Raw genomic sequence first — 23775 nt, 5'->3', positions numbered from 1 at the left:
TCCAAAAAACATTCGCCAAAGAGAGAGTTTATCCCTGCCAAGACGTTCAAGATGTTCAAGAGTATCTAACGAAATCTAACGGATTTCATTATATTCCATAATGAACCGGTTCCATTTCTGCTGCCAAGAGATGTCGTCCCAGAACGGATGATGCGGTGCGCAATTGGAGCATAGTGTCATTCCCCAGAAGCCAAGCTCCATTCCTTTGCGGATTGCATATTCGGCGATAAACTTCCCAACCGGCCCTTCTTCAAACCCTGCATACAGCGGGGTATATCCAACGTATCCTTCTCCAATGACAACCGGAATACGGTTACGCCGTACCCAGTCATGAACTTCCTCAAATCGAAGATCCACTTTTTGCAGCATTGCGAGTTTATGTGCCGCATAGCGCTCATATAAGAACAAGTCCCACTTGTCTGGATCCGCCCAGTCATGCAGATAAATAAGCTTCATTCCGACCGGATTACCATCCATCCGCCATTCCTGTCCTACCGGAAGTGTCCATTCTTCAATGGGTGGAGCATCTTCTCTAAGCAATGACTGTACAAAAGGATTCGGAAACGGCTTGTCCTCGTTCAGTCCGGCTAAGTCCATCAGCTCGTTCAGCACGCCTTTAATGTATAAATGAAAATGAGCGACCTGAAGGTTACGCGCAACATCGCTTTTTGGATAAGCTTCGTTCAGCGTATAGCTTGCGGTTATCAATAGATCAGGATGACATTCTCGTAGATAACCTACGGCCTCTTCAATGTATGGCTGCATCACTTCGACAAGTTCCGGCGTATTCGTATCTGATATCCCTTGGCTGGTTCCAATCGCTGTCAGTTGTCCGAACTCCACCTCATTATGCAGCTCTGCATAGACAATTTGGCTGCCATAGCCTTCCTTCTTAACGAATTGAATTAACTGATTCATCGAAGCAGCGATAGCCATGAACCGTTTCTCTGGCGGTATCGCAGCCAGCTCATCCCGCAGCTCGGGATGGGCCAGGAAGCTAGGGCTCTGTTGATACTCCCAGGAGGATAACATAATATAACAGTTATGAGCTTGTGCCTGCTTAAATAGCTCCAGCAGATGAGCATGACCGTCCAGCTCAGCTCCACCGCGGCAATTGTACCAGCGCGTGCGCTGACCGACTTTTCCTAGATTACCGAATTTCAATGGACCAGTGCGTTTCCCTTCACTTGTGAACAGCATGAACGGCATAGCGCAGATCCGAATCGTGTTGTATCCTCGTTCCACCGCTTCTTTAAAGCGCGCGCTTAAGTCACTATACGGCTCACCCCGCATCGTCATCGTATACCAAGAGAAATCCCACATCGTAATCGTGAGCTTCCGAGGCAGATCATTTCTAATCTTGCTCATATTGAGTTCACTTCCTTAACGATGAAATGAAAGAGACAAGGCTGCCTCATAAATCGGAGTCGCTTCGATATGATGGAATTCAGCGATTTCCCTTCCTTCAAATCTTTCCACAAGCGCTTGATTAACAAAGGTATGAACTGTGCCTTCTCGCAGAGGCGTTATCGACAGTGTAAGAGAAGCGGATTCCAGCTCATTACGAAACTGTTTTAACCCAATAGGCCACGCCTCACCATATTGAATATGATCTGTAAGCAATTCATCCTTCAGATATGCTGCTGCTACATCACCGCTGTAATCAATAGATAAGAACACGTCACCGATCTGCTCTGGCCAATCGGTATTTATTTGTAATACGGCATGCTTGTCGGATGGATAAGTGATCTCGACCATCGGACGATAAGAGGGTACGTTCACCTCAATTAGGTCAAAGCTGCCTAGAGAGGAAGAGCTAATAGAGCCAACCGTAGTTTGCAGATCAGACGATAATGCAGGATAGACGGCAACCTGCCAATGCTCTGCTCCTTCAGAGCTGCAGACGAGACGCCCGTCTTTGGCATACAATCGGCTGCTGCTGACTATAAGCCTCTCTTGATCCCATAGATCAAGCTTATATGTCTGAAGCGCCTCTTCCCTGGAGAATACTGCAATTTTAACGGTTTCTCCATTTGGCTTCAGAACATCAATCGTATATTCCTTGCCTACGGCAGGCCTTATAATCCAAACCGATTCCTCCTCAATTACTTGTCCGCCTTCTGCAGATATGCGAACTGCTGTCTGTTTATCCAACACGAGCTCTGGCTCGATGTCATTCAGTGCCTGAAAGACAACCAGCGGCGACGCTTCGTTATCCAGCTTGGTCAGCGGCTGTACGGTAGCGGTTACAATTCGGATGCCATGTATGGCCATATGAAACGGAAGGACCGCGCCCATCCCACGATTCATCGTAAGCGCGCCCTCACGAGGAAATGCAGCAATGCCTCTGCCCGTGTCGAGCTCAATACGTACATCGGAATGTTCCTTCGTCTCCACGTGATCCTGAAAATTGTTCAAGAATAGAAAGCCGCTGCCATCCCTTTGTCGTACACACCAACGAATCGTTTCTGTATCCTCAGGGAGGATTTCGGATTGACCTGGGGGCAGCTCCGTACCAAGGGGGGCAATACTCTCGCCAAAGGCATCCAGCATGAGTGCAAGTGCCCGAATACGATCGTATGATTCTCCGACTCTGCCAAATTCACCTAATGGAGACTGATAGTCATAAGATATTTTGGGAAGTCCGTGTTCGTTTAAATACGTATGTTTACCCTTAGGATTCGATCCCCCATGATACATATAATAGCCTAGAATATTGCTTCCGCTTGCCAGCTTCACCAGTGTCATCGCCTCCACACTGTCTGGAGACACATTCGGCCGGGCCGTGTAGCTTACCTGCATTCCCCCAGCCATCTCACAGTATGCGACTGGGTACTGGAGCGTATCGTACCCCACGGACTCCATAGGAGTCACATGTAAATCCCGATAAATGTATTCTCCGCTCGGCGGCTGATTCGGAATCCACGGTGTATATGCATAACCAGCAAGCATCGGAAGCGTTCCGCTCTCTGGAACAGCAGCCCCGCCCCACGCTGTGGCCGTAAAGAACATCGGCTTCATACCTGCTTCCTCAGCGAGCCTGCGAAGCTCAGCAAGATGCTGATTGCCTTCTTTTCCTGCGCTCAGAAACACGCCTGTCTTATATCCCCATGCGTCTAGTGGGGCTCCGGCATGCATATATTCATTCTCCAGCTGGATCCCGATAATCGGTCCGCCATCCTGGAACAAGGTGCCTTTCACCTGCTTCGCGATTTCACGATACAGCCTGCGCGCTAGTGCTAGATACTGAGGGTCGTTCGAGCGGACTTCAAGCGGCTTGTGAAACACCCAATCTGGTATCCCCCCATTACGCACTTCCCCATGGCAAAAAGGACCAATACGGAGGATAAGCGGTAATCCGATTTTTGCACACAAGTCAATGAAATGGCGTAAATCACGCTGGCCTCCCCATTCGAAGACACCTTCCTCCTCTTCGTGGTGGTTCCAGAACACATAGGTCGCGACGATGTTTATGCCGCCTGCCTTCATCTTAAGCAGCTCCTCCTCCCAGTGAAGAGAGGAGAAACGCGAGAAATGAAATTCACCGACAACAGGTATAGCCGGTCGCCCGTCTTTTGTCATATAGTAATTCGTAAAACCAAAACTCTCACCCTTAGGATTAATTCCCTTGCAATCTCCCAGCCTGCCCGAATGGATCGGCTTCGCTTCCGATTTAAGCTTGAGTGTAAGCAGTTTCATATATTTACCTCCCCATGGAACAATACTCCTTGATGGTTGGGATCCAGCTCCAGCACCTTCCGGAAATCCTCGGCTGCTTCTGGTACCCTATTCAATCCTAGTAAGCCTAATGCTCTCATATATCGGCAATGAATGACATTGCGCCGGTTCAGATCATCATCAAAGACTAGAAAGTCAGGCAGCGAAACAGCAAAGTAATCGATCTTCACATCATCAAACAAATGCTTCTCTGCATAATCAATCAGCTTATGAAACCGCCGTGCAGCCTCTTTAACATTTCCGAGCTTATTCCACGCCAGTCCTTGATAATAAATCATTTCTGGCGGTTGATCATTATAATACATCGCACTCGCAGGCTCATCGAGGCCATAAGATGCAGCAGCAAAAGCTTCTTTCGCTTCCTTAGTCAAGCCAAGGGATTCATAGGCACATCCTAGATAATAATAAATGTGGTTTTCTTGAGCACCAGCTAATTTGCCCTCTCCTAGGTTAAGAGGATAGACGGTTGCCTCTCTCAGAGTCTCTACTGCTTTCACATATTGTCCGTCGGCGATTGCCTTTTTGGCTAGTTCCACCTTTGCCAGTACATATTGCCCGGTAACTTTACCTTCACCACCTTCCCAAGGATGGAAGGTTCGTTCCTCGATCAGTCTTAGTGCATCCTCATGCCGTTTGAGCGTATTGTGCAGTGTAACAAATTCCAAATATAAATCGTCCCGCTGAACGACGAGTTCTGTATTCGCGTTCATTAATTCCAGTCTAATATCTGGCGGAGTGTTCAGCTTCTTGTGCAGCTGGTCGAGCTCATAGAATACGCGGGCATCACCGGGATTACGAGCAAATGCCTTCTTCAATGAATCGAGAGCCTCGTCTGGTTGATCCAGCTTATTGTAGTAAGCAAGGGCCAAATTTCGGTGCACAACAGAATAGCTGTCGTCCAGTTCACGAGAAGTCTCCCAGCACAATATCGCTTCCCTGTGGCGTTTTTTATCATATAATAGATTTCCCAAGTAATAATGAGCTTTGGCATCGTTAGGACGGACTTGAACAGCGAAATTTAGTACATCGAACTCAAACAGACTGTTAGGGAAGCAATAATCCGGTGTTGCTGCTGCGGCAGATGTTAACGCCAAACTCATTTCTTCCTCCATTGCAAGCTTCTCGTATAAGTATGCCTTAGTGTAATGTATCATAGGATACAGGGCTGCCTTTTCTGGTGCACCGTTTACGATTACAGCTGCTTCTGAATACATCCCCGCCGCCGCGTAATCTGATGCCAATGCCAAATAATTGTGGACTTCGTCCCGCATCAGCTTATGGTATTCTTCCTTGACTGCTGCTGCCTCGGCTTCTCGGCCAAGCGCTTCTAATGACAAGCACTTCTCAAAGTAAGCGCCAAAATCAGCTATATCAATGGCGATGGTGCTGTCTAACCAAGTTATTGCAGATTCCAGTCGTCCCAGCTTACGAAGCAAAATAGATTTCAAATTCCTTGCTTTAAAATGATGTGCATTACGTACAAGTGCACGCTCTACCAGCTCCAATGCTTCAACGTACTCCCCTGCCTCGGATGCGATCTGAGCGAGTGAAAAATAGCCAACATCCTGCCATGCGGAAGACCATACCGATTTGTAAAATGCAGCATATGCCTCCTGCTTTCGGCCTTGAGCTTGGAGAGATAAGCCAAGCATATAATATGCTTCACTATCGTATGGATTGGGATTTAACCAGGTCAATGATAATACTGCCTTTCGGAAATGCTGTTCACTCTTCTCGTACTCGCCTCTGCGAAGTAACAAGGTACCGTAAGCGACATTTATCCGAATATCATTTTTGTCCCGCTTCAAGCCCTCCAAATAATAAGCTTCCGGCTCAAATGTTGCATGCCTATATTGCTCTAGATGAAGGCCTGCCAAGTACAGCTGCTCATTGGTTTTCAGCTCTTCAGGCTCTGGAAGCGCTCGTGCAGCATCAGGGAATTGCTCGATCTCGGGCTTATGAGGCTGGTAACTCACGAGCCTGCGGCCAGTGCCATCCATAACGGAAGCGACTAGGTCATATTCTTCAACGTCTGGAGGAATTGGCACCTCCTTCATAAAGGTAACAGAAGGTGACAAATCCACAGTCTCTAGCAAATACGTCCCTTTGCTGCTCCTTAACTCAATGCTTGCCCCTTTCTGTTCCGAAGTGACATAGACCTGTATCGTTGCAATCCCTCGATTACGATCGGTTTCTAAGTTGAGCGCTGCATGAATGGAAGCGTTTTTAATTAGTCCAATATTTTTATAAGGCATAAAATATTGTGTGAACGACTTTTCCTCATATGGCGCCAGCCAAGTAAAGTCTGGCTGATTATCTGTGAATACGCCGGTCATCAGCTCGATATAAGGTCCGTCCTCATCAGTCAGGTTACGGTCCCATGCTTGCCCGAATTCACCGTTGCCCCATGTCCACTGCTTCTTGCCCGGTGAAATATGGTGATTAGCCACGTGCAGCAGACCAGCCTTCAATTTATGGTCATAGCCCCCAACGAAATCGTAATTCGATTTGTAAGCCATATAAGAGGTCGGCACCGGAATGTTCTTGTAGCGTGAAATGTCCACACCTTCTGAATAATCCATCTTGTAATAAGTGCCCATTGCAATCGGAAAACGAGACACATCCCTCTTACCGTGGTCAAACACGGCGTTAACATCTGGAGGAAATACCGACTGTGTATGCTCATTCACCGCTACTGCCGGATTGGCCCACCAGAGAAAGGTTTGCGGAAGGCTCGTTCGATTATATAAGATAGCTTTGATTTCAATGTAAGCTTTATCTGGATGTAGTGTAAATCCGGTGGTAACCTTCGTACCATACATTCGATCGATTTCACTTACCCACGCGGTCGCACTTCCACTCTCGCACTCCTCCAGCTTCAACTCTACGGGTCCGAACGTGTTCGGACGGTGATGCTGCGGCCAGTTGAATTCAATTCCACCCGAGATCCACGGACCTGCTAATCCTACCAGTGCCGGCTTGATTACCTGATTATGATAGACGAAATCGTAATTGTTCGTTTTGTCCACGGCACGGTATATTCGTCCGCCAAGCTCTGGCATCACCTCAACTCGCAGATACTCATTTTCTAGGATGATCATCCGGTACTCCTGAATTTTCTTCTGATTTTCGATCTTATCGATGACAGGATACGGATACACACGGCCAGAGCTGCCCTGATATACTCTTTTTTCTAAGAACATCGGATTCTTATCCGGTTTACCCACGCCATATGTAGGAATTTGCACGATCGTTTCCCGTACGGACGCCTTTAATACTCTAGTACTCAACTCAATCACTCCTTTGGTCCTTCTTAAGCTGCTTACATGTCTTAGCTCAAGATTACAGGGTTCAAAGCCAGCGGACAATTGATAATCCTCTGTATTTAATGGACTATATTCTTATATTCCCTTACGCTTATGCTCGGAATGGGTCAAACATTAACCTACTGGGAGATCGTTCATATAGGCATCAATGGATTCCTGGAATAGTCTCAGTGCTTCTTTCTGTGCAGGAACTTCTTCATCGACTTGATTTTCTGTATAGCATTGTAAAGTCACTTGCCCAGCTTACTTCGTTCTTGTATTTATCCTGGTCAAGAATGACCGGTTTTCCGTCTTCCTCCAATTGATAAGCACACCTATCATTTGCGACGATGTCTTTTGGATAACTTCATACAGCAACAAAAACGGCATGTCCCCTATTACGGGAACACGCCGTTTGTACAATGAAACGCAGGCACTCAATTATTGCATACCTTGCATGATGGCATTAATGATGCCTTGCTGGGTAACGGTATTATTCGAGCGGTTAAACAGAGCAAATCCATGCTGTCCGTTATGACCATTGTCCCAATAAACCGGAACCGATTTGTATTTCTTAGAGGTTGCTGCTACCGCTTTGGCAAAAGCTTGACGGTAAACGTTATTAGTAGAATCATACGCCGTTTTATCGATAGAGCCGAATTCACCAATGACAACCGGATAGCCTTGGGTTACAAACTTATCATGCATCGCTTTGATTTGCGATTCCAGATAGTCCTCTTGTCCCCAAGTGGATTTCTTAGAAGGATTCGTTGCCGTTGCACCCCACTGTGTAATATTGCCGGATTCTTCACCTGCAAAATCCCATGGAGAGTAATAGTGCGCCGAGATCATGATTCTCTTCTCCGAGCTTGGAATAGCGGAAGATCTGAAATTATCCGTCGGAAGAACGAAGCCATAATTACCTACCGTGTAATCAATGTTGGTATTCCAGCCTGGAATCAAGAGCCATCTGGCATTGTTATTGCCTCCGGTCTTGCGGACCGTATCCACAAAGATTTGATTGTAGGCGTTTAGGTTCGCGTAGTATGCTGCATTCGGATTGCCGTAAGTTCCATCAAACACTTCGTTCATTGATTCAAAAATAAGACGTTCATTATAGCTGCTGAATCTAGTAGCAATCTGCTGCCAGACCTTTTGATATTTTTCCTTGATAGCAGCTTGATTACTTCCATTCACCAGCAGCCATCCGCCAGAAACGGAATTGTAACCATCGCCATGAATATTAATGATGACATACAAGCCTTCGTTATAAGCATAGTCAACCACGGTTTGAATGCGATTCAGCCATGCTTCGTTGATCGTGTAGTTCGGAGCGCTTCCAATATGATTAAGATACGACACAGGGATTCGAATCGTTTTGAAACCGGCAGCCTTCACCTTTTGAATCAGCTGCGGTGTAATGACCGGATTGCCCCAAACGGTCTCATTCGGGGTGCCGTTTATGGATGCTTCAAGCTGATTGCCTAGATTCCAACCCGCACCCATCTCAGGCACGATTTGAGATGCTGACAATGACCTGAAATTAGCTGCGGATGCGCGGGTGCTCCACCCTGTAAGGACAACAGTCACAAGTAATACAAGAGCTAAGCTGAGAACGCCAAATCTCTTCATTTGCGCTAGCATAACGAATCCTCCGATTATCATATTTTTGTTTTAACAAACAATTCATATAACAAGCTCAAACACATTATTTAGATAACATTTATCCTCCTCCCCCTAACAATTAAACAAACAAAATAGAGTTGTAACACTAACAGAATAACATAATTATGGAAACGCTTAAATATGTTGTTTTGTTAGTTTATTACAAAATGTTTGTCAGAAGCACCGTCACTATATAACCATCAATATTATCTCCGGATACGTCATACTTGCTCCCTGATGGTATAGAAACCTTCGGCTGCTTTGAAACGGGAACATAGGCTGGTACATAAATAATTTGGTATGTTTCACCACCAGCTTCCACCTGAATGGAACCCTGATCCTTCAGATAAGCAAGATATTCCTCTAATACGAAATCTTTCTCCTTCATGATGAGGCTATGCGGTAGACCTACATAGCGGAAATGCCAAGGCTCATATTGAATGCCGGTTATATTTGTCTTGTCCTTTGGATAACGGAGAATAAAGCCGTAGTTCCAAGCATTCTTCTTTAGCCAATTACCCTCTGCGGACTGATCAATGGGTCCGGACGTGGATCCGATGTCGAGTGACAGCCCGAGATTATGCTCGCTATGCCCAGCCGGAAGCGCGTAATCCTCCCCCTTTTCCTCAAATAGCTGCTCTTGATCAGACATATCCCGATACCCACTACTAATACGAAAGTCGTGCACACCATCTTTAGCGGCAGCTTCAACCATCTCTCCGAACTTGCGGGCAACCTTTTCGGACAAGAGTATAGAAGATTCGAGTAATTCAAACCCTTTCGTTAACTCGTCCCTTACTCCTAAATCGATAATATCGTTCGGTACTGCCTCCTTATGAAGCTTACGTTCCTTGTTCACCAACACCAGTGATCCAGTATATACTTGCTTCCTCGTCAATTGCAGAGAAGGGGACGTTCCATCTATAGGTATCTTTGCATCAACCGTTATTTTAACATCCTGTTCCTCCCCAAAGCCGCAGCCCGATAGAACCAAAAACATTGATACCCAAATCCACCACTTTTTCATTCCAAGTAACTCCCTTGTATTTCAATGTGATTCTCTAAGGATAAGGGAGAATGTTTAACATGAAAGTGGGGAAATGTTTAATTTTTTCTTAAAATTTTACTATAAGTCATGAAAAAAACAGCTCATTACGATAATGGCATCATAAATGAGCTGTTTTTGGCCTTGCATTTATCAAATTTTGAACGGGATAGCACCTGCTTCCTTTTGGGTTAATAGACACTTCATCCCGTCTTATTCCTGATTCACCTCATCTATCATTGGAATTAACTATTCCAATGACGTACCTGTAGTAATCTCTTGATCAGCGAAATTATCGATATGACCGCTTTTCTCATAGAAATGAATGGCATGCTGTTTAACTCCTGCCTGCGTATAGAATGGATCACCCGCAACCAGCGGTAGACTAACAACCTCTCCAGTACTGGCAGCTGTATAGATAGCCATGATCATTTCCAAGGTCGTACGTCCGCTAACTCCGTCAATCAACGGAGGTTCGCCTGTCTCAATAGCACGCAGGACATTATCAATTTGAGCAACATGCCCCTCATACGGCAGATCAGGCAGACGCTCATAAGCTTGTTGCAGCTGTTCTTCGAGCTCGACATTTTTCTCAGGAAAACCGTTCGACTTTGAAGAGGAAGCGTATATTTTCCAAGGGGCCGAAATTCGAGCATGCCTTCCTTGAAAAATAAACTGCTGTTCTTCACCATGATGCACAACCGAGCTGGTGATCTGTCCGAGTGCCCCATTCGGAAAACGAAGCATCGCAATCGATAGATCTTCCACCTCCGCATTGTCATGGGCAACATTGCTCATGAATGCTTGAACCTGAATCGGACGTCCCATCATCCAGAGCAAGGCGTCGATATGATGAACCGCATGGTTCAGCGTACATCCGCCTCCTTCCTTCTCCCAGGTACCACGCCACCAGAGATCATAGTAACAGTGTCCGCGCCACCAGAAGGAATCTACCTGAGCATGCAGGATTGGACCTGCTAGCCCGGTGTCCAGCATCTTTTTAAGCTTCATGATTGGATTGGTGAACCGGTTTTGAGCCACAACCGACAAGACTTTACCGCTCTTCTGAGCGGCTTCGATCATGAGATCACATTCCTCCAGCGATGAAGCCATCGGCTTTTCCACTAAAACATGAGTTCCTGCATTCAGAAAATCAATCGCTGTCCGTGCATGCTCATATGGAGGTAAACAGATGGAGACGAGATCAATTCCGTCATGAAGCAGTTTCTTGTAATCGCTAACAACTTTAGCGTCCAGTCCATACTCCTCTTTCTTGGCTTCAGCCTTGTCAGGATATATATCACATAAGGCTGCTATCTGACAGCGATCCTTAAACTGTAAAAAACCATCAATATGCGCTCTGGAAATTGCCCCAGCACCTATTATCGCAACCTTCTGCATTGCAGCTCCTCCCTATACCTAACGTTATTCTCAACATGATCATACCTCAACAAGAAGATTCGATGTGATGCTGTAATGTGGATAAAATAACGCTATATTGCGGTTTTGTAAGAGGTTCGATATATTGGTAGCATTGGAGATACTTGCTTGGAGGATGATGCAATATGCGATATGATCTTCATCAATTTAGTGAAAAAAACCTTCATTTTGCTTACAGACGCAAAAGTATTAATAATGAACATAGGGAAACATTTCACTCCCATCTGGGCATCGAGCTGCTATTCATCCACGATGGGCGCGGTACGATGATCGTAAATAACCGAAGCTACGATATTAAACCCGGCATGCTCTGTATATTTCAGCCTTATCAGCTTCATCATCTAACATTGGATTATTCAAATGATCAATGTTTTGAAAGATCCATGGCTATTTTTGAACCCAGTCTATATGAAACCTATTTCGAAAAATGGCCTGCGCTTCACGCTTTTTTTAAACATATTTGTCAAGGTAATCTGCCCTTTCCCTGCCTGTATGAAGTTGACGATCAGCATATCCTCATTCACCAATTCAAATCCTTCCAAGAGCGTATCCCTAATATAGACGAGTCCAACCGCTCAGAGGAGGTTTCACTCTTTCTTGTCAACTTGTTTCATTTTATTCATCCCCTGTGGATGAAACGGGAAGGTAATTCGGCATTTCTTCCTGTTAAGCGCAAAAACCACCAGGTGGAAAAAATATTAAGCTGGATCGAAAAGAACTATCATATTCCTTATCGTTTGGATGACTTAGCCGCTTCCTTACACCTCTCTTCTTACCACCTTGCTCACTTATTCAAAGAAGCAACTGGAGTCAGCATTTCTCAATATATTGCGGCTCGCAGAATACATCAGTCTGTTCAATTGTTAACAACGACAAACAAGCCGATCCTGGTCATTGCAGAGGAAATCGGCTTAATGAATGTGTCGTATTTTTGCAAATTATTTAAAGAATATATGGGTGTTACTCCGCTCCAGTATCGTAAAAGATGGATTAATCATCCGTTTAATTGACAGTAATGAATCCAACTCCGCCTAAGATTTAGTTAACCAATGAGCAGGGAATTTCAAATAACGAGGTAATTTAGTATGTTGATTCCCCTTTGCAGAATTGACTTGTGCTTGAGTAAGGAAGATACATCCCGTAAGATTTGCACCAGACAAATCTGCGTTTCTTAGATCTGCCCCTATAAAATCCACTTTTCTTAAGTCAGCATCTCTCAAATCAGAGGCAATTAATAATGCCCCTCGGAGATTTGCACCTCTGAAGTCAATACCTCTCAAATTTGCACCTAAATAATCCAGCCCTTTGCGTACTTTTCTTTTTTTATTATTTTGAATGAAATCTCTTCGAACGAATTCACTTGTTTTTACTAATAGATCATTCACGATTACCCTATGATTCGGTACATCTAAATCCAAAATATCTCTAGGGTTAAGTCTCGTTAGGGATAAAGTTCTCTCAAAAACGTTGCTCAGCTCATCATGTATGGTTTGAGTGTCTTCTAAATCCAAGGCTTGATTTAAGTAATAAAGCATTTCATGTAATTGTTGAACAATAGGAAACACCGCAAACATTTCATTCGATAACGCTGGAGTTAATCTCCAATCTTTGCCTTCATAAATTTCTTGCGAAACATGTTGTCCTGCTCCAAAGCATTCATAGGAGACACATCCATGAAAGCCCTTATCTCTCAGATGCTCATGGATGCTGCAACGATGATCTAAATGCAAGTTACGACAAGGGACTCCCGCTTCTTTATCAAAAGAAAAATCGGCTGATTTTGCATAGGGTAAGGCCACACAGCATATTCCAAAGCAATTCTCACAATCGGATTGTAATCTGGAACTCAAATAATATCTTCCCTCTCATCTCGTTTATTTTGGTTATGATGTTGACCCCAATCGCTCATCTGATCAAGGAATACAATCATGGATCTTCCTGAGGAGGTCAATGTATATTCTACTCTTGGCCTTGGCTCCGGATAAGATTTCCTTTCAATAATTCCGTCACGCTCGAGCTCACGCAGCTGTTCTGTTAGCATTTTCTTCGAAATGGATGGAAGATGTCTGTGCAATTCGCTGTAACGTACGGGTCTGTTATTATTAAATAAGTACCGATATATAGGGATTTTCCATCTCCCGCTTAGTATAGATATCACCGACTCTACGGGACATTCACTCGGCTGGACAGGCATTCTCTCACCTCATTTATCTTCGGGTTCAATTATATATTAAAGCATATGAAAACAGATTGGATACTAAAAAGTGCCTAATTGTACACAAGAATTAAAGCTCATATAATCACTCGTAGAAGGGAGAGAATGTACATGAATATTGGTATTCTTGGGGCGGGGAACGTAGGTAAAATGTTAGGCAAAGGATTAATTCGTGCGGGTTATGATGTCTGCATCAGCAGTCGTGTTTCACATGATCCAAAGCATTTTGAATGGAAGATTGAAGTAGGTAAATCAGGGAATATTACATCATTTCATGAAGCCGCGCTGTTTGGTGAGATCATTATTGTGGCCCTTCCGTGGTCTTGCTTAAAGGATGTAATAGAAACAATTAATCCTGTCTATTTCAAAAATAAGACGGTCATTGATGTAAGCAATGCGGTATATTTTGATGACGGTCCACGCTTGCAGCTTGTCGATACATCAGCAGGAGAAATCATTCAACAGCTGTTACCGGAAAGTCATGTTGTTAAAACACTAAATACGGTCAGCGACAAAATCATGATTCATCCTCATTTCAAGGAAGGCTCTCCCATTATGTTTATATCTGGGAACAATCCATCATCCAAAGATCGGGTCAACGCTCTTCTTAAGGACCTGGGTTGGTCCACCATTGTTGACTTAGGTGATATTAGACAAAGCAGATTACAAGAATCCATGATGCTAGCGTGTGTGATTAGTGAAACTCAATTACAATCGCCAGGATCGGCGTTCGCCTTATTAAGAAATTAAGCTTATCCTGCATTAATCTTATATGAAGAAAAGAAAACGCCCACTCCCTGCTCATCGTATGGGAATGGGCGTATTGATGTTACCAGAATGCTGTCAGCTCGCCTTCGCGAGTTTTGCGCTTCGAACCGATGCTGCAGCGTATACAACGAGTGCAACCCAGATCAGTGCGAAACCAATGAAGAGAATCGGTGAGACCGATTCCTTGAATACAAATACGCTTAGTAACAGCATAATCGTCGGCCCGATGTATTGAACAAAACCGAGTGTAGACAGTGGCATCCGTGCAGCTGCACGTGCAAAAAAGAGCAGTGGCAGCGCCGTAACCACACCGGATAGCAGCAGCTCGATGAACGTGTGGGCAGGCAGTGTCCATGCTGTTGTCTTTCCTGTTGCGGCCAAGTAGACCCAGTAGCCAAGCGCGATAGGCAGGACTACAGCCGTCTCTGACAGCAAGCCTACCGAAGCATCTTGTGCGATTTTCTTCTTGGCGAGTCCGTATAATCCAAACGATACCGCAAGAGAAATCGCAATCCATGGAAACCGTCCATAATCGATGGCAATGATGAGCACTGCGGCACCAGCAATCGCAATCGCAAGCCATTGGCCGCGGTTTGGCTTCTCACGAAGGAATACGACGGCTAGCAGCACATTCAGTAACGGATTCAAATAATAACCAAGACTTGTCTCAACGACATGCCCATTGTTAACCGCCCATATAAAGATCAGCCAATTCACAGCAATCAGTAATCCGCTGGCAGTAAGTGACAGGAGAAGCGTTCTGCTGGCCGCAATCCGCTTCATATCCCCCCAGCGCCGCTGCAACGCGACAAGTATACCCATGAAGACGAATGACCAGACAACTCGATGTGACAAGACCTCTCCTGCCGGTACATTGTCAAACAGCTTCCAATACAGTGGGAGCACTCCCCACATAATGTACGCAATAATCGCGTTAACCAAACCACTATTCATAATCTATTTCCCTTTCTCCTCGCTCCGATGTCAGAACGAATTATACGCCTCGATCCTCGCTTAAGTAAAGGAAATTATCTTATCAATGAGAGAAGGGAACCTGCCTTTCAACTGCAACTGCAATTCGATTTCTATAATCCCTGCAGCAATAACGTTATCTGGTATTCATTGATAACAAAGAAGCAGACTGCTGTGGCAATCTGCTCCTTGAAGTAAATACGATTAGAACTCTTTATCTGCAATCGGACGAAACTGGTCTGTGACCGTAATCAATTTGCTGCCTCTTAGATAAAACTCGTCATCGGCTCTCCATGTATGGCTCTTCTTGTTCTGCCTGCGATGATACACATAGTTATAAGGTGAGGTAGCATATGTTTTAAATCCTCTCTTCCTGCACTGTCTCAGAAACGTAACATCCTCCCCTACTGACCGATCGGTGAATCGAACCTTTCTGAGAACTTCCTTCTTGAACAGTATCGTTCCGCCTTGTACAAATTCAACAAATTTGCTTGCCTCATCAGGGGATCTGATCAGGAGCTTCTTTGAAGCGCCTAGATATACAAGACAAGAATGTTTTCCTACGATATCACTGTTGGTCCTCTTCAGTGCTCCTACTTGTTCTTTCAAATAATAGGCGGAATAATAGTCGTCGTCATCAACCTTCGCAATTAACGGAAAGCGGGCACGCTCAATTCCTGCATTTAAGCATTGTCCTAATGATATCCTTTCGGGAACTTGGAATATACTTACATTGGCGTACTCTCGAATACGTTTGCGATAGGATTCTAGATTCATGCTGTCATGATTCAGGATGATAATTAGCTCTTTGTTCTTGTATTGCTGCCTATTAAAATTTGTCAGGATATTGTTAAAAAATTGCGGTCTATTCGTACATACAACAATAGAAACGCCATATTTACTTCCTTTTCTCTTCAAAGCTTAACCTCTCTTCTATCCATGATTTTTTATCATATGGTAGAAGGGTTGAGCCCGTGTAGGCAAGCAGAAATGAATTATAGAATAACAACCGTATAGGAAATATGACTTCTACCTCTCCATGAATCAAAGTGAGTTAAGTTCACTCAGTAAAAAAAAGAATGTACAAAGTAAAATTTGTGCACGCTTGACTCTTTGTCTTTAGGCCTATTCATGATAAAGGTAAAAAAGTTGCGGCTTCTCGTCAATAACTTTGATATCTCTTTATTTCTTCCTCCTTTACAATATTTTTGAGCAAGTCTTTCATGAATTTATTGTGAATAGGGGGAAACAAAGTATGGCTAAGAAGACTGCAGCTTTAATCCTATCTCTATGTATTTCAACCGCTTTGTTGGCAGCCTGTAGCAATAACAGCAGCTCGGAAAAGGATTCGATCAATACGGATTCAGGAACTAAGGATTCGGGGAATGTAACCATTCACACCGTGACGTCCGAATACACTTCCGCAAAATACCCCGCAGGAGACGATATTACAGACAACGTGTGGATCAGACGGTACAAAGAAAAGTTTAATATCGACGTCAAAACAGACTGGGTTAGTGATGAGTATGATACGAAGCTTAATCTAGCTATTTCATCGAATAACCTCCCCGATGTGTTCAGGGTCAATCCTTCCCAGCTGCAGCAGCTGATCGAAGCAGATATGGTGATGGACCTCACGGAGGTCTTTGATCAAAATGCATCAGAGCGCCTTAAAGGCTACATGGAAGCCGATGCAGACAGCTACGAATCTGGCAAGAAGGACGGTAAATTGTATGGGATTCCGCAGATGCACTGGGGATTGATCGATCAACCGGACTTTATCTGGATTCGAAACGATTGGAAGGAAGAGCTTCAGCTTAGTGATCCGAAATCTGTTGATGATATCAAGAATATGGCCCTGAAATTCATGGAAAAGTATGGCGGTTACGGCATAGCCGTAGACCAGACGCTGGATTATCTGAATCTGCTTGCCATTGCCTGGAATGCTCATCCGGATATGTGGATTGAGGATAGCAGTGGACAACTCGTTTACGGCTCCATTCAACCCGAGATGAAGGCTGCGCTGGCCGAGTGGGCGGAATGGTATAAGCAAGGTATCATCGATCCGGAATTTGCGATCAAGGATTTCAACGCAATGAACGCGGATATTGTAGCAGGCAAAGTTGGTATCCAGCCTTATTACCAGTGGTGGGGCTATAACCCTGGTGTCGATACCGTATCGAATCTGGGTAAGGATGCCATTTTCTACCCGTATCTCATCCCTACAGTGGACGGAAAGGAAGCAAAGCAATCGATCTTCTTCGCGAACGGCAACTATATTGTTATGAAAAAAGGATTCGAACACCCTGAGAAAGTCATCGAGATACTAAATGACTATGCCTACATTGTGGACGAAGGTGTGGGTAAGGAATCCGAGGAAGAATTGTCAGCCCTGCTGGACAATGATATTGCCCACGTTGTCGGCGCGTTCCGGGTGCTTAATCCGAATTCGGATTACGAGCAGTACGAGGCCGTATCGGCAGCACTTGAATCCAAGGATACCAGCGGTCTGACGACTTCAGGGATGTGGCAAAAGTATAACAACAGCGTAGAATTTATGGAAAATGCAACACCGGGAGCCGTCGGCGATTATCTGCAGCAAGGTGCTCCAAAAACGGCTTACGGCCTGTCTAAGCATATCCTGGACAGCGGGAACTACACAAAGACGGCAATGTGGGGAGCCATGCCAGAACAACTGGCGAGCTACGGTACAACACTTGACGATATCCTGACAGAGGGCTTTACGAAGATCATTATGGGCAGCGATATTGACTACTTCGATACAGTTGTTCAGAACTGGCGGGCAGCTGGTGGAGATGAAGCCACCAAGGCAGTTAACGATAAATACGGGAAATAACCGCTTTATGCCAGGAGAGGATGCGTACGTTCTCCTCTCCTTTATTTTATACATCCTTATTACCTCAAGAACGGAGGATCAGGAATGTTCAGAAAATTAAGACAGCAGAGCACCTATCATCTGATGTTGTTACCAAGCATTATCTTAGTGTTCATCTTTAGTTATATCCCTTTTTACGGACTCATCATTGCATTTCAAAAGTACAATCCTGGCCTTGGCTTTAACTCGCCTTGGGTCGGGTGGGACAATTTTGCTCACGTGTTTAGTCAGCCTAACTTTGTGAGGACGATCTGGAATACGCTGTATATGTCCGCCTTTAAAATTATTGGCGGCATCGTTGTACCCGTCATTTTTGCCCTGCTCCTGAACGAAGTTGCTCACAATGCCATTAAACGTACTTTTCAGACACTTGTGTATATTCCAAATTTCTTGTCCTGGGTAATTATGGCAGGTATTATGCTTGACATACTTAGCTCTGATGGCATCGTTAACACTTTTCTGGGTGTACTCGGGATGGAGCCGATCTCCTTCCTTGGCGAACCATCCCTCTTTCCATGGACAATGATTTTAAGCGATATTTGGAAAGGATTTGGCTTTGGCACCGTTGTTTACTTAGCAGCCCTTACCAGTATCGATCCGGGAATTTACGAGGCAGCCGTCATTGACGGGGCCAAAAGGTGGAAGCAAACAATCTACATTACTCTCCCTCTCCTTATGCCGACGATTGTTTTGATGACTGTACTCTCGCTAGGAAATGTACTCAACGCTGGCTTCGACCAAATTTATAACCTGTACTCCCCTGTCGTCTATCAGACCGGCGATATTATCGACACTTATGTTTACCGTCTTGGAATTCAGCAGGCACAATATTCCATCGGTACAGCCATCGGATTATTCAAGTCCGTCATCTCCAGCGTGCTGGTTGCCTTGTCGTATTTCCTTGCCTACAAGGTAGCGGGCTATCGTATCTTCTAAGGGAGGCACTGCCATTATGATTGAAGACAAAAGCATGGGAAGACGCTTATTTCATATCTTTAACTATATGATTTTGATTGTAATCTCTCTGCTCTGTATCCTCCCCTTTATCAATCTGCTGGCCGTTTCATTCAGCAGCAGTGCGGCTGTGTCCGCCGGCAGTGTTTCGTTCTGGCCTATCGATTTTACGACCAAGGCTTATGAATTTGCATTGACAGGGGGGGAGTTCTATAGTTCCCTCTGGGTAGCCATAAAACGGGTCGTGCTCGGAACAACAGTAAATCTCGTGTTAATGATGCTCACCGCTTACCCGCTCGCCAAATCAAAACATAAGCTGATGGGCCGCAATGTGTATATGACTTTTTTCATCGTGACCATGCTTTTTAATGGAGGGTTAATTCCAACCTACCTCGTCGTCGTTAAAATGGGACTGATCGACTCCATCTGGTCGCTGATCCTACCTGGTGCCCTTCCTGTATTCAGCATGCTTATCCTCATGAATTTCATTAGGGGGCTGCCAGAGGAAATCGAAGAATCGGCAATCATTGACGGAGCAGGTCCTCTCCAGGTGCTAGTCCGTATTCTTCTCCCTCTCTTGAAGCCTGCTCTCGCAACAGTCGGCTTATTTAGTATCGTTGGACATTGGAATTCGTGGTTCGATGGGATCATCTATATGAACAATCCTGCCAATTATCCGCTGCAAAGCTATCTTCAGACCCTTTTGCTCAGCTTTGAGCAAATCATGCTGAAATCGGGAACCGATTATACGCAGCTGCTGTCTATGATGAACGCCAGGACCGGGCGAGCAGCACAAATGTTTCTAGGCGCCATTCCGATTCTGATCATATATCCGTTCTTGCAGAAGTATTTTACCAAGGGCTTAGTGCTCGGCAGCGTCAAAGGGTAAATAAAAGGCTTGCAGCCAAATACTGCAAGCCTTTTATTATTAATGGTGAGCCTCTTTCAAACCAATGGATTAGGTAGCGACTATTGACTAACTGCACGTTTTACCGCCTCTGGTTGATTCGAAATAGCAGGCAGCAGAATGGTAAATACTGTACCTTCCCCCAGTATGCTTGCAGCCTGCAATCCATATGATGGACCAAAATGAAGCTGTATCCTCCGCTGCACATTTTGTACCCCGATCCCCTTGACTCCATCATCTGCACCCGCACTGCTCATCTCCAATAAGTCTTGGATCGTTTCCTGGTCCATACCGGCTCCATTGTCGTAAACTTTGATAGCAATGTCATCTCCTTGGAATTGAATTTGGATCGTAATGATTCCCCCTTCTTCAAGTTCGGCAAAACCATGAAAAATCGCATTTTCAATGATCGGCTGCAGAATCATTTTTGGCATATAATAATCGAGCATATTATCCTCAATCTCATATTTCATCTGGATAGAATCGTAGTACCTGACATTCTGAATGGTAATGTAATTTGATATATGATCTAACTCCTCGCGAATTGATACCAAGGTTCCATCGGACCTTGTTGCATAGCGGAGCATGGAGATCAGTGCCTCTGTCATTTCCACAATCTTATCAGCTCTTTGCATGGACGCAATCCATTTAACCGATCCGAGTGTATTATACAGAAAATGGGGATTGATCTGGGCATGCAGTGCACGCATCTCCGCTGCTGCTTTGTCGATTTCTTCCTGCTGCACTCTCTCAACCAGCCTTTTTAATTCATACGACATCTTATTGAATCGAATAGACAAGTAACCTATTTCATCCCGAGAGCGAATATGCTCTACCTGTTCGAAATGCCCTTTTTCAACCAAACCGATATTCCGTATGAGCTTCTTAATAGGACGTGTAATGACATGGGATAAGAAGATGGAAATAATGGCCGCAAAAACCGACATGACCATTGCCAGTGTCACAAGATTGCTTCCTAATATCGCGCCATCCGCAGTCAGCTCTTCCATAGGCATATACAAATAGGTTGTCCATTTCTGCTGACTTAGCGGATTAATCGCAACGACGTTTAAGGATTCGTCAGGTCTTACGTTGTCCCGAAATAACGTGCCGATGAGCTGGTCGTTAACGTTATATACGATTTTCTCATCCTCATCGACGATCATAAACCTCGATCGAAGCCCTTCCTGCAAGTTACGATTCACGATCTCAACAAACTTAATATCGATGCTGACAACAATCACCCCTAGCAGCTTCCCCGTGGCCACATCATAAATTTTTCGAGCATGTGATACTGCCAATATTTTATTTTTCAGTTGATTGTCGATCCTTGTCGTCAGCGTGATGATGCGATCATTCGAATGCATGAATTTTTTGAACCACAATTCGCTTTCCACATTGTAGCTTGTGTCGATGGGTTGGTTGGGGCTGACAAACAGATCATCTCCTCCGTTCAGATTGTAGAGATAAATGGAAAATACGCGGTCCTTCATCATGATGTAGTTCATCAAAATATTGTAGGCCGCATTCTTGTTCTGTTTGCCGCCATCTCTTAGGTAATCTTGGATTGGAAAGCTTCCTTCATGAGTTGCAGATACACTGCTGCTGAGTCCGTTGCTGGCCAGTAACGAAATTTTCTCAATCTCTTTAAGGAACTCGTCAATGCGAATATTCGTCTGTTTGGCTAGATCGTTCATCAGCTTCGTGTAGTTCTGGACCAATAACCGCTCGGAGGAATAATACGAATTGATGGTCATCACAAGTACCGGAAGTATAATTACGGTCAAACAAATAACCATGATCTTGTTCTTGATTCGAAAAAGTGAAGCACGCTTCCACATCATGCACCTCTATTCAGTGATTACAGTGAGCTATACAATGATTCATCCTATTTATAAATATAGGGCTGTAAGCCATCTACAGCATGGTTCACAGCCCTACTCCTCCTGTTCATTAGTCTGAGTTATTCTTTCCACGAACCGTAATCTCCGCTTTTGCTGTGTGGCCTGCCGTTTCAAGTGTCCAGCCCGGCTCTCAAAAATAAGGTGTACCGTCAGGCAGCCACAAGAGCTGCTGCACGCGGGCGTGTCGATTAGGATCATATAACGGTTCGCCTGTAATCTCGCAACCGCTTTCAAAAATTACGAATATACTAACCTCTGTATTCTTCAGGACTTACACCGACGATTTTCTTGAAAATTTTGCTGAAATACGTGTAATTGTGATATCCGACCTTATCCGCAACCTCGTATACGCGCAATCTTCGATTCTCTAAATATGACTTCGCCTTCTCGATGCGGATACGAGTTAAATACGAGACAAAATTCTCATTCTTCTCTTGTTTGAATACTCGGCTCAAGTAGGATGGATTCACATTAATCTGGCTGGCTACGCTCTGGAGTGTGATATCTTCCGCGTAGTACTGGTGAATGATATCGACGGCGATGTCTGCATAGGTAAGCTGCTGCATAGTACGGCTTTTGGTCTGTAAACATTCCAGCACATAATCCTGTACAATCCGGTGCAGTTCATACCATGTCTCGGCAGCTGAGACCGACTCGTAAGGAGACTTTCTTTCGGATAACAGAAGCGCCCTGGAGGCTTGGGAAAATTGGGTATTGAAGATCTCCAAGAGCAGAACGTAGGCCTTGCGGATAGCTTGCTCGTCAGCCCACGCTTCCTCTAGTTCTATACGAAATTCATCCAAGAAGTTACTCATCCACTCCGCATTATGACGATCAAGAAGGAGTCGCAGCTTATTCTCACGATCTCTGCTCAATGTATATTGAACGCCTGCACAATCGGTTGTGAATGTCATATCTTCGAAGAAATGAATGCTGCTGCCGCCTGTAAAGAAACGATGCCGCCATGCAGCATCTGCCTCTCGATAAGCCCTCTTCAGAGATAACAGATCCGGAACAATCGTGCTCACTCCGACAGAAAAGGTTAGATTCATGAAGTCCTTCATGGTACTGAGAATCTTACCGCACAACTTCTCGATCTCCTTCCGCCAAGCCCCTTCCTCCACTTGGGTTGCATTTCTGACGACCAGGTACTCGGAAGAGCTCTCCACAACAATTTCGCAGTTCTCTCTAGTCGGAGTCACCTCTTTAATGACATTCAAGATCGAGAAACGAAGCAGCTTCTCATCCTTCTCCTTGTATTTCTTCTTCACTTCTTCGAATTGATCCATCTTGAATTTGATGAGCACCAGCTGATGTGGATTCAAGCGTACCTGAAGCTGCTCGGCCTTGAAGGCAGCCTCTTCCCCAACTGGAAGACCGCTTATTAAATCCTTAAAGAAGTTTTCCTTCAGATGCGTCAAGCTCTGCGTATAATGAAACGGCGCAGCAAACAAGCTGTCCTGGCTGCCCATCTCGGACAACATTTTTCCACGAATTCTAGTCAGCAGGTCTGTAAGTGATGCCGGCGAGATTTCGCTCTTGATTAAATAGTCCAAGGCTCCCAGCCTAAGCGCTTCCTTAACATAGGCGATCTCATCAAAATTACTAAGAATGACATATCGGCAGGACGGTAGTGCCTTCGATATTTCCCGTATCAGCTCCAGGCCATCCATAAGTGGCATTTTGATATCCGTAATGATTAAATCAGGGGTACTTCTAAGCGCAATTTCTAGAGCTTCCTTGCCGTTCCCGGCTTCTCCCACAATGCGGAATCCATGCTCTTCCCACATTAACGAGGAACGGATTCCGATTCGCATCAGCATCTCATCATCCACAATCATCAATTTATACATCGATACCCCTCAATTTTTCCTAAATTGTTCTATTAATTCGATAGATGACACCGATTTCCTGCCCTAATTAGCTTCTTCATCGTATACTTGAATTATGGAAACAATTATCGCAT

At 44.8% G+C, this 23775-nt stretch carries 17 protein-coding genes; 5 read left to right on the top strand and 12 right to left on the bottom strand.

Annotated features, from left to right (window positions below; translation table 11 throughout):
- Positions 1–75 precede the first annotated feature (75 nt).
- From BK126_RS18160 to BK126_RS18135, 6 genes are all read right to left on the bottom strand, one after another.
- Positions 76–1368 carry a cellulase-like family protein gene (locus BK126_RS18160; protein ID WP_076313945.1) on the bottom strand — a complete coding sequence of 431 codons (1293 nt, stop codon included), beginning with the start codon at positions 1366–1368 and terminating at the stop codon, positions 76–78.
- Between the two features lie 15 nt (positions 1369–1383).
- Positions 1384–3699, bottom strand: a complete 2316-nt coding sequence (locus BK126_RS18155; protein WP_076313944.1) for a beta-galactosidase — start codon at positions 3697–3699, stop codon at positions 1384–1386.
- Entirely contained in the window at positions 3696–7028 is a 3333-nt protein-coding gene (locus BK126_RS18150) for a DUF5107 domain-containing protein (protein WP_076314113.1), read from the bottom strand. The genes BK126_RS18155 and BK126_RS18150 overlap by 4 nt, the downstream gene beginning before the upstream one ends.
- Positions 7029–7484: 456 nt before the next feature.
- A complete protein-coding gene (locus tag BK126_RS18145; RefSeq protein WP_143757754.1) occupies positions 7485–8687 on the bottom strand; it encodes a glycoside hydrolase family 5 protein in 1203 nt (400 codons plus the stop codon).
- 181 nt (positions 8688–8868) lie between these two features.
- Positions 8869–9735, bottom strand: coding sequence for a M15 family metallopeptidase (locus BK126_RS18140; protein WP_076313943.1), 867 nt, complete (start codon positions 9733–9735; stop codon positions 8869–8871).
- A gap of 267 nt (positions 9736–10002) precedes the next feature.
- Complete coding sequence (locus BK126_RS18135) at positions 10003–11154, bottom strand: Gfo/Idh/MocA family protein (protein WP_076313942.1); 1152 nt, start codon at positions 11152–11154, stop codon at positions 10003–10005.
- Positions 11155–11318: 164 nt separating this feature from the next.
- Here BK126_RS18135 and BK126_RS18130 point away from each other — a divergent pair, with 164 nt between their 5' ends.
- Entirely contained in the window at positions 11319–12203 is an 885-nt protein-coding gene (locus BK126_RS18130) for an AraC family transcriptional regulator (protein WP_076313941.1), read from the top strand.
- Positions 12204–12224: 21 nt separating this feature from the next.
- Here BK126_RS18130 and BK126_RS18125 read toward each other — a convergent pair whose 3' ends face one another.
- On the bottom strand, positions 12225–13043 hold the full coding sequence (locus BK126_RS18125) for a pentapeptide repeat-containing protein (protein ID WP_076313940.1): 819 nt from the start codon (positions 13041–13043) through the stop codon (positions 12225–12227).
- A complete protein-coding gene (locus tag BK126_RS18120; RefSeq protein ID WP_076313939.1) occupies positions 13040–13387 on the bottom strand; it encodes a winged helix-turn-helix transcriptional regulator in 348 nt (115 codons plus the stop codon). The genes BK126_RS18125 and BK126_RS18120 overlap by 4 nt, the downstream gene beginning before the upstream one ends.
- 132 nt (positions 13388–13519) lie before the next feature.
- On the opposite strand from BK126_RS18120, the gene BK126_RS18115 reads away from it, so the two are divergent.
- A complete protein-coding gene (locus tag BK126_RS18115; protein ID WP_076313938.1) occupies positions 13520–14158 on the top strand; it encodes an NADPH-dependent F420 reductase in 639 nt (212 codons plus the stop codon).
- A gap of 93 nt (positions 14159–14251) precedes the next feature.
- Here the strand turns inward: BK126_RS18115 and rarD are convergent, their stop codons facing one another.
- Together rarD and BK126_RS18105 are read right to left on the bottom strand one after the other, a co-directional pair.
- Entirely contained in the window at positions 14252–15130 is an 879-nt protein-coding gene (gene rarD, locus BK126_RS18110) for an EamA family transporter RarD (protein WP_076313937.1), read from the bottom strand.
- A 222-nt stretch (positions 15131–15352) separates the two neighbouring features.
- Positions 15353–16066 carry a glycosyltransferase family 2 protein gene (locus tag BK126_RS18105; RefSeq protein WP_076313936.1) on the bottom strand — a complete coding sequence of 238 codons (714 nt, stop codon included), beginning with the start codon at positions 16064–16066 and terminating at the stop codon, positions 15353–15355.
- A gap of 337 nt (positions 16067–16403) precedes the next feature.
- Between BK126_RS18105 and BK126_RS18100 the strand changes: the two genes are divergently transcribed.
- The 3 genes from BK126_RS18100 (at position 16404) to BK126_RS18090 (ending at position 19887) form a co-directional block, all read left to right on the top strand.
- Positions 16404–18005, top strand: coding sequence for a type 2 periplasmic-binding domain-containing protein (locus BK126_RS18100; protein WP_076313935.1), 1602 nt, complete (start codon positions 16404–16406; stop codon positions 18003–18005).
- Between the two features lie 84 nt (positions 18006–18089).
- A complete protein-coding gene (locus BK126_RS18095) occupies positions 18090–18980 on the top strand; it encodes an ABC transporter permease (RefSeq protein WP_076313934.1) in 891 nt (296 codons plus the stop codon).
- Between the two features lie 16 nt (positions 18981–18996).
- Entirely contained in the window at positions 18997–19887 is an 891-nt protein-coding gene (locus BK126_RS18090; protein WP_076313933.1) for a carbohydrate ABC transporter permease, read from the top strand.
- 80 nt (positions 19888–19967) lie between these two features.
- On the opposite strand, the gene BK126_RS18085 is transcribed toward BK126_RS18090, so the two are convergent.
- Complete coding sequence (locus tag BK126_RS18085; RefSeq protein ID WP_143757753.1) at positions 19968–21749, bottom strand: cache domain-containing sensor histidine kinase; 1782 nt, start codon at positions 21747–21749, stop codon at positions 19968–19970.
- A 308-nt stretch (positions 21750–22057) separates the two neighbouring features.
- Positions 22058–23662 (bottom strand): response regulator, encoded by a 1605-nt coding sequence (locus tag BK126_RS18080; protein WP_076313931.1) that lies wholly within the window; start codon positions 23660–23662, stop codon positions 22058–22060.
- Between the last annotated feature and the right edge of the window lie 113 nt (positions 23663–23775).

The organism is Paenibacillus sp. FSL H7-0326 (assembly GCF_001955535.1).
Classification (GTDB): domain Bacteria; phylum Bacillota; class Bacilli; order Paenibacillales; family Paenibacillaceae; genus Paenibacillus; species Paenibacillus shunpengii.
This window is presented reverse-complemented; position numbering and strand designations above follow the sequence as displayed.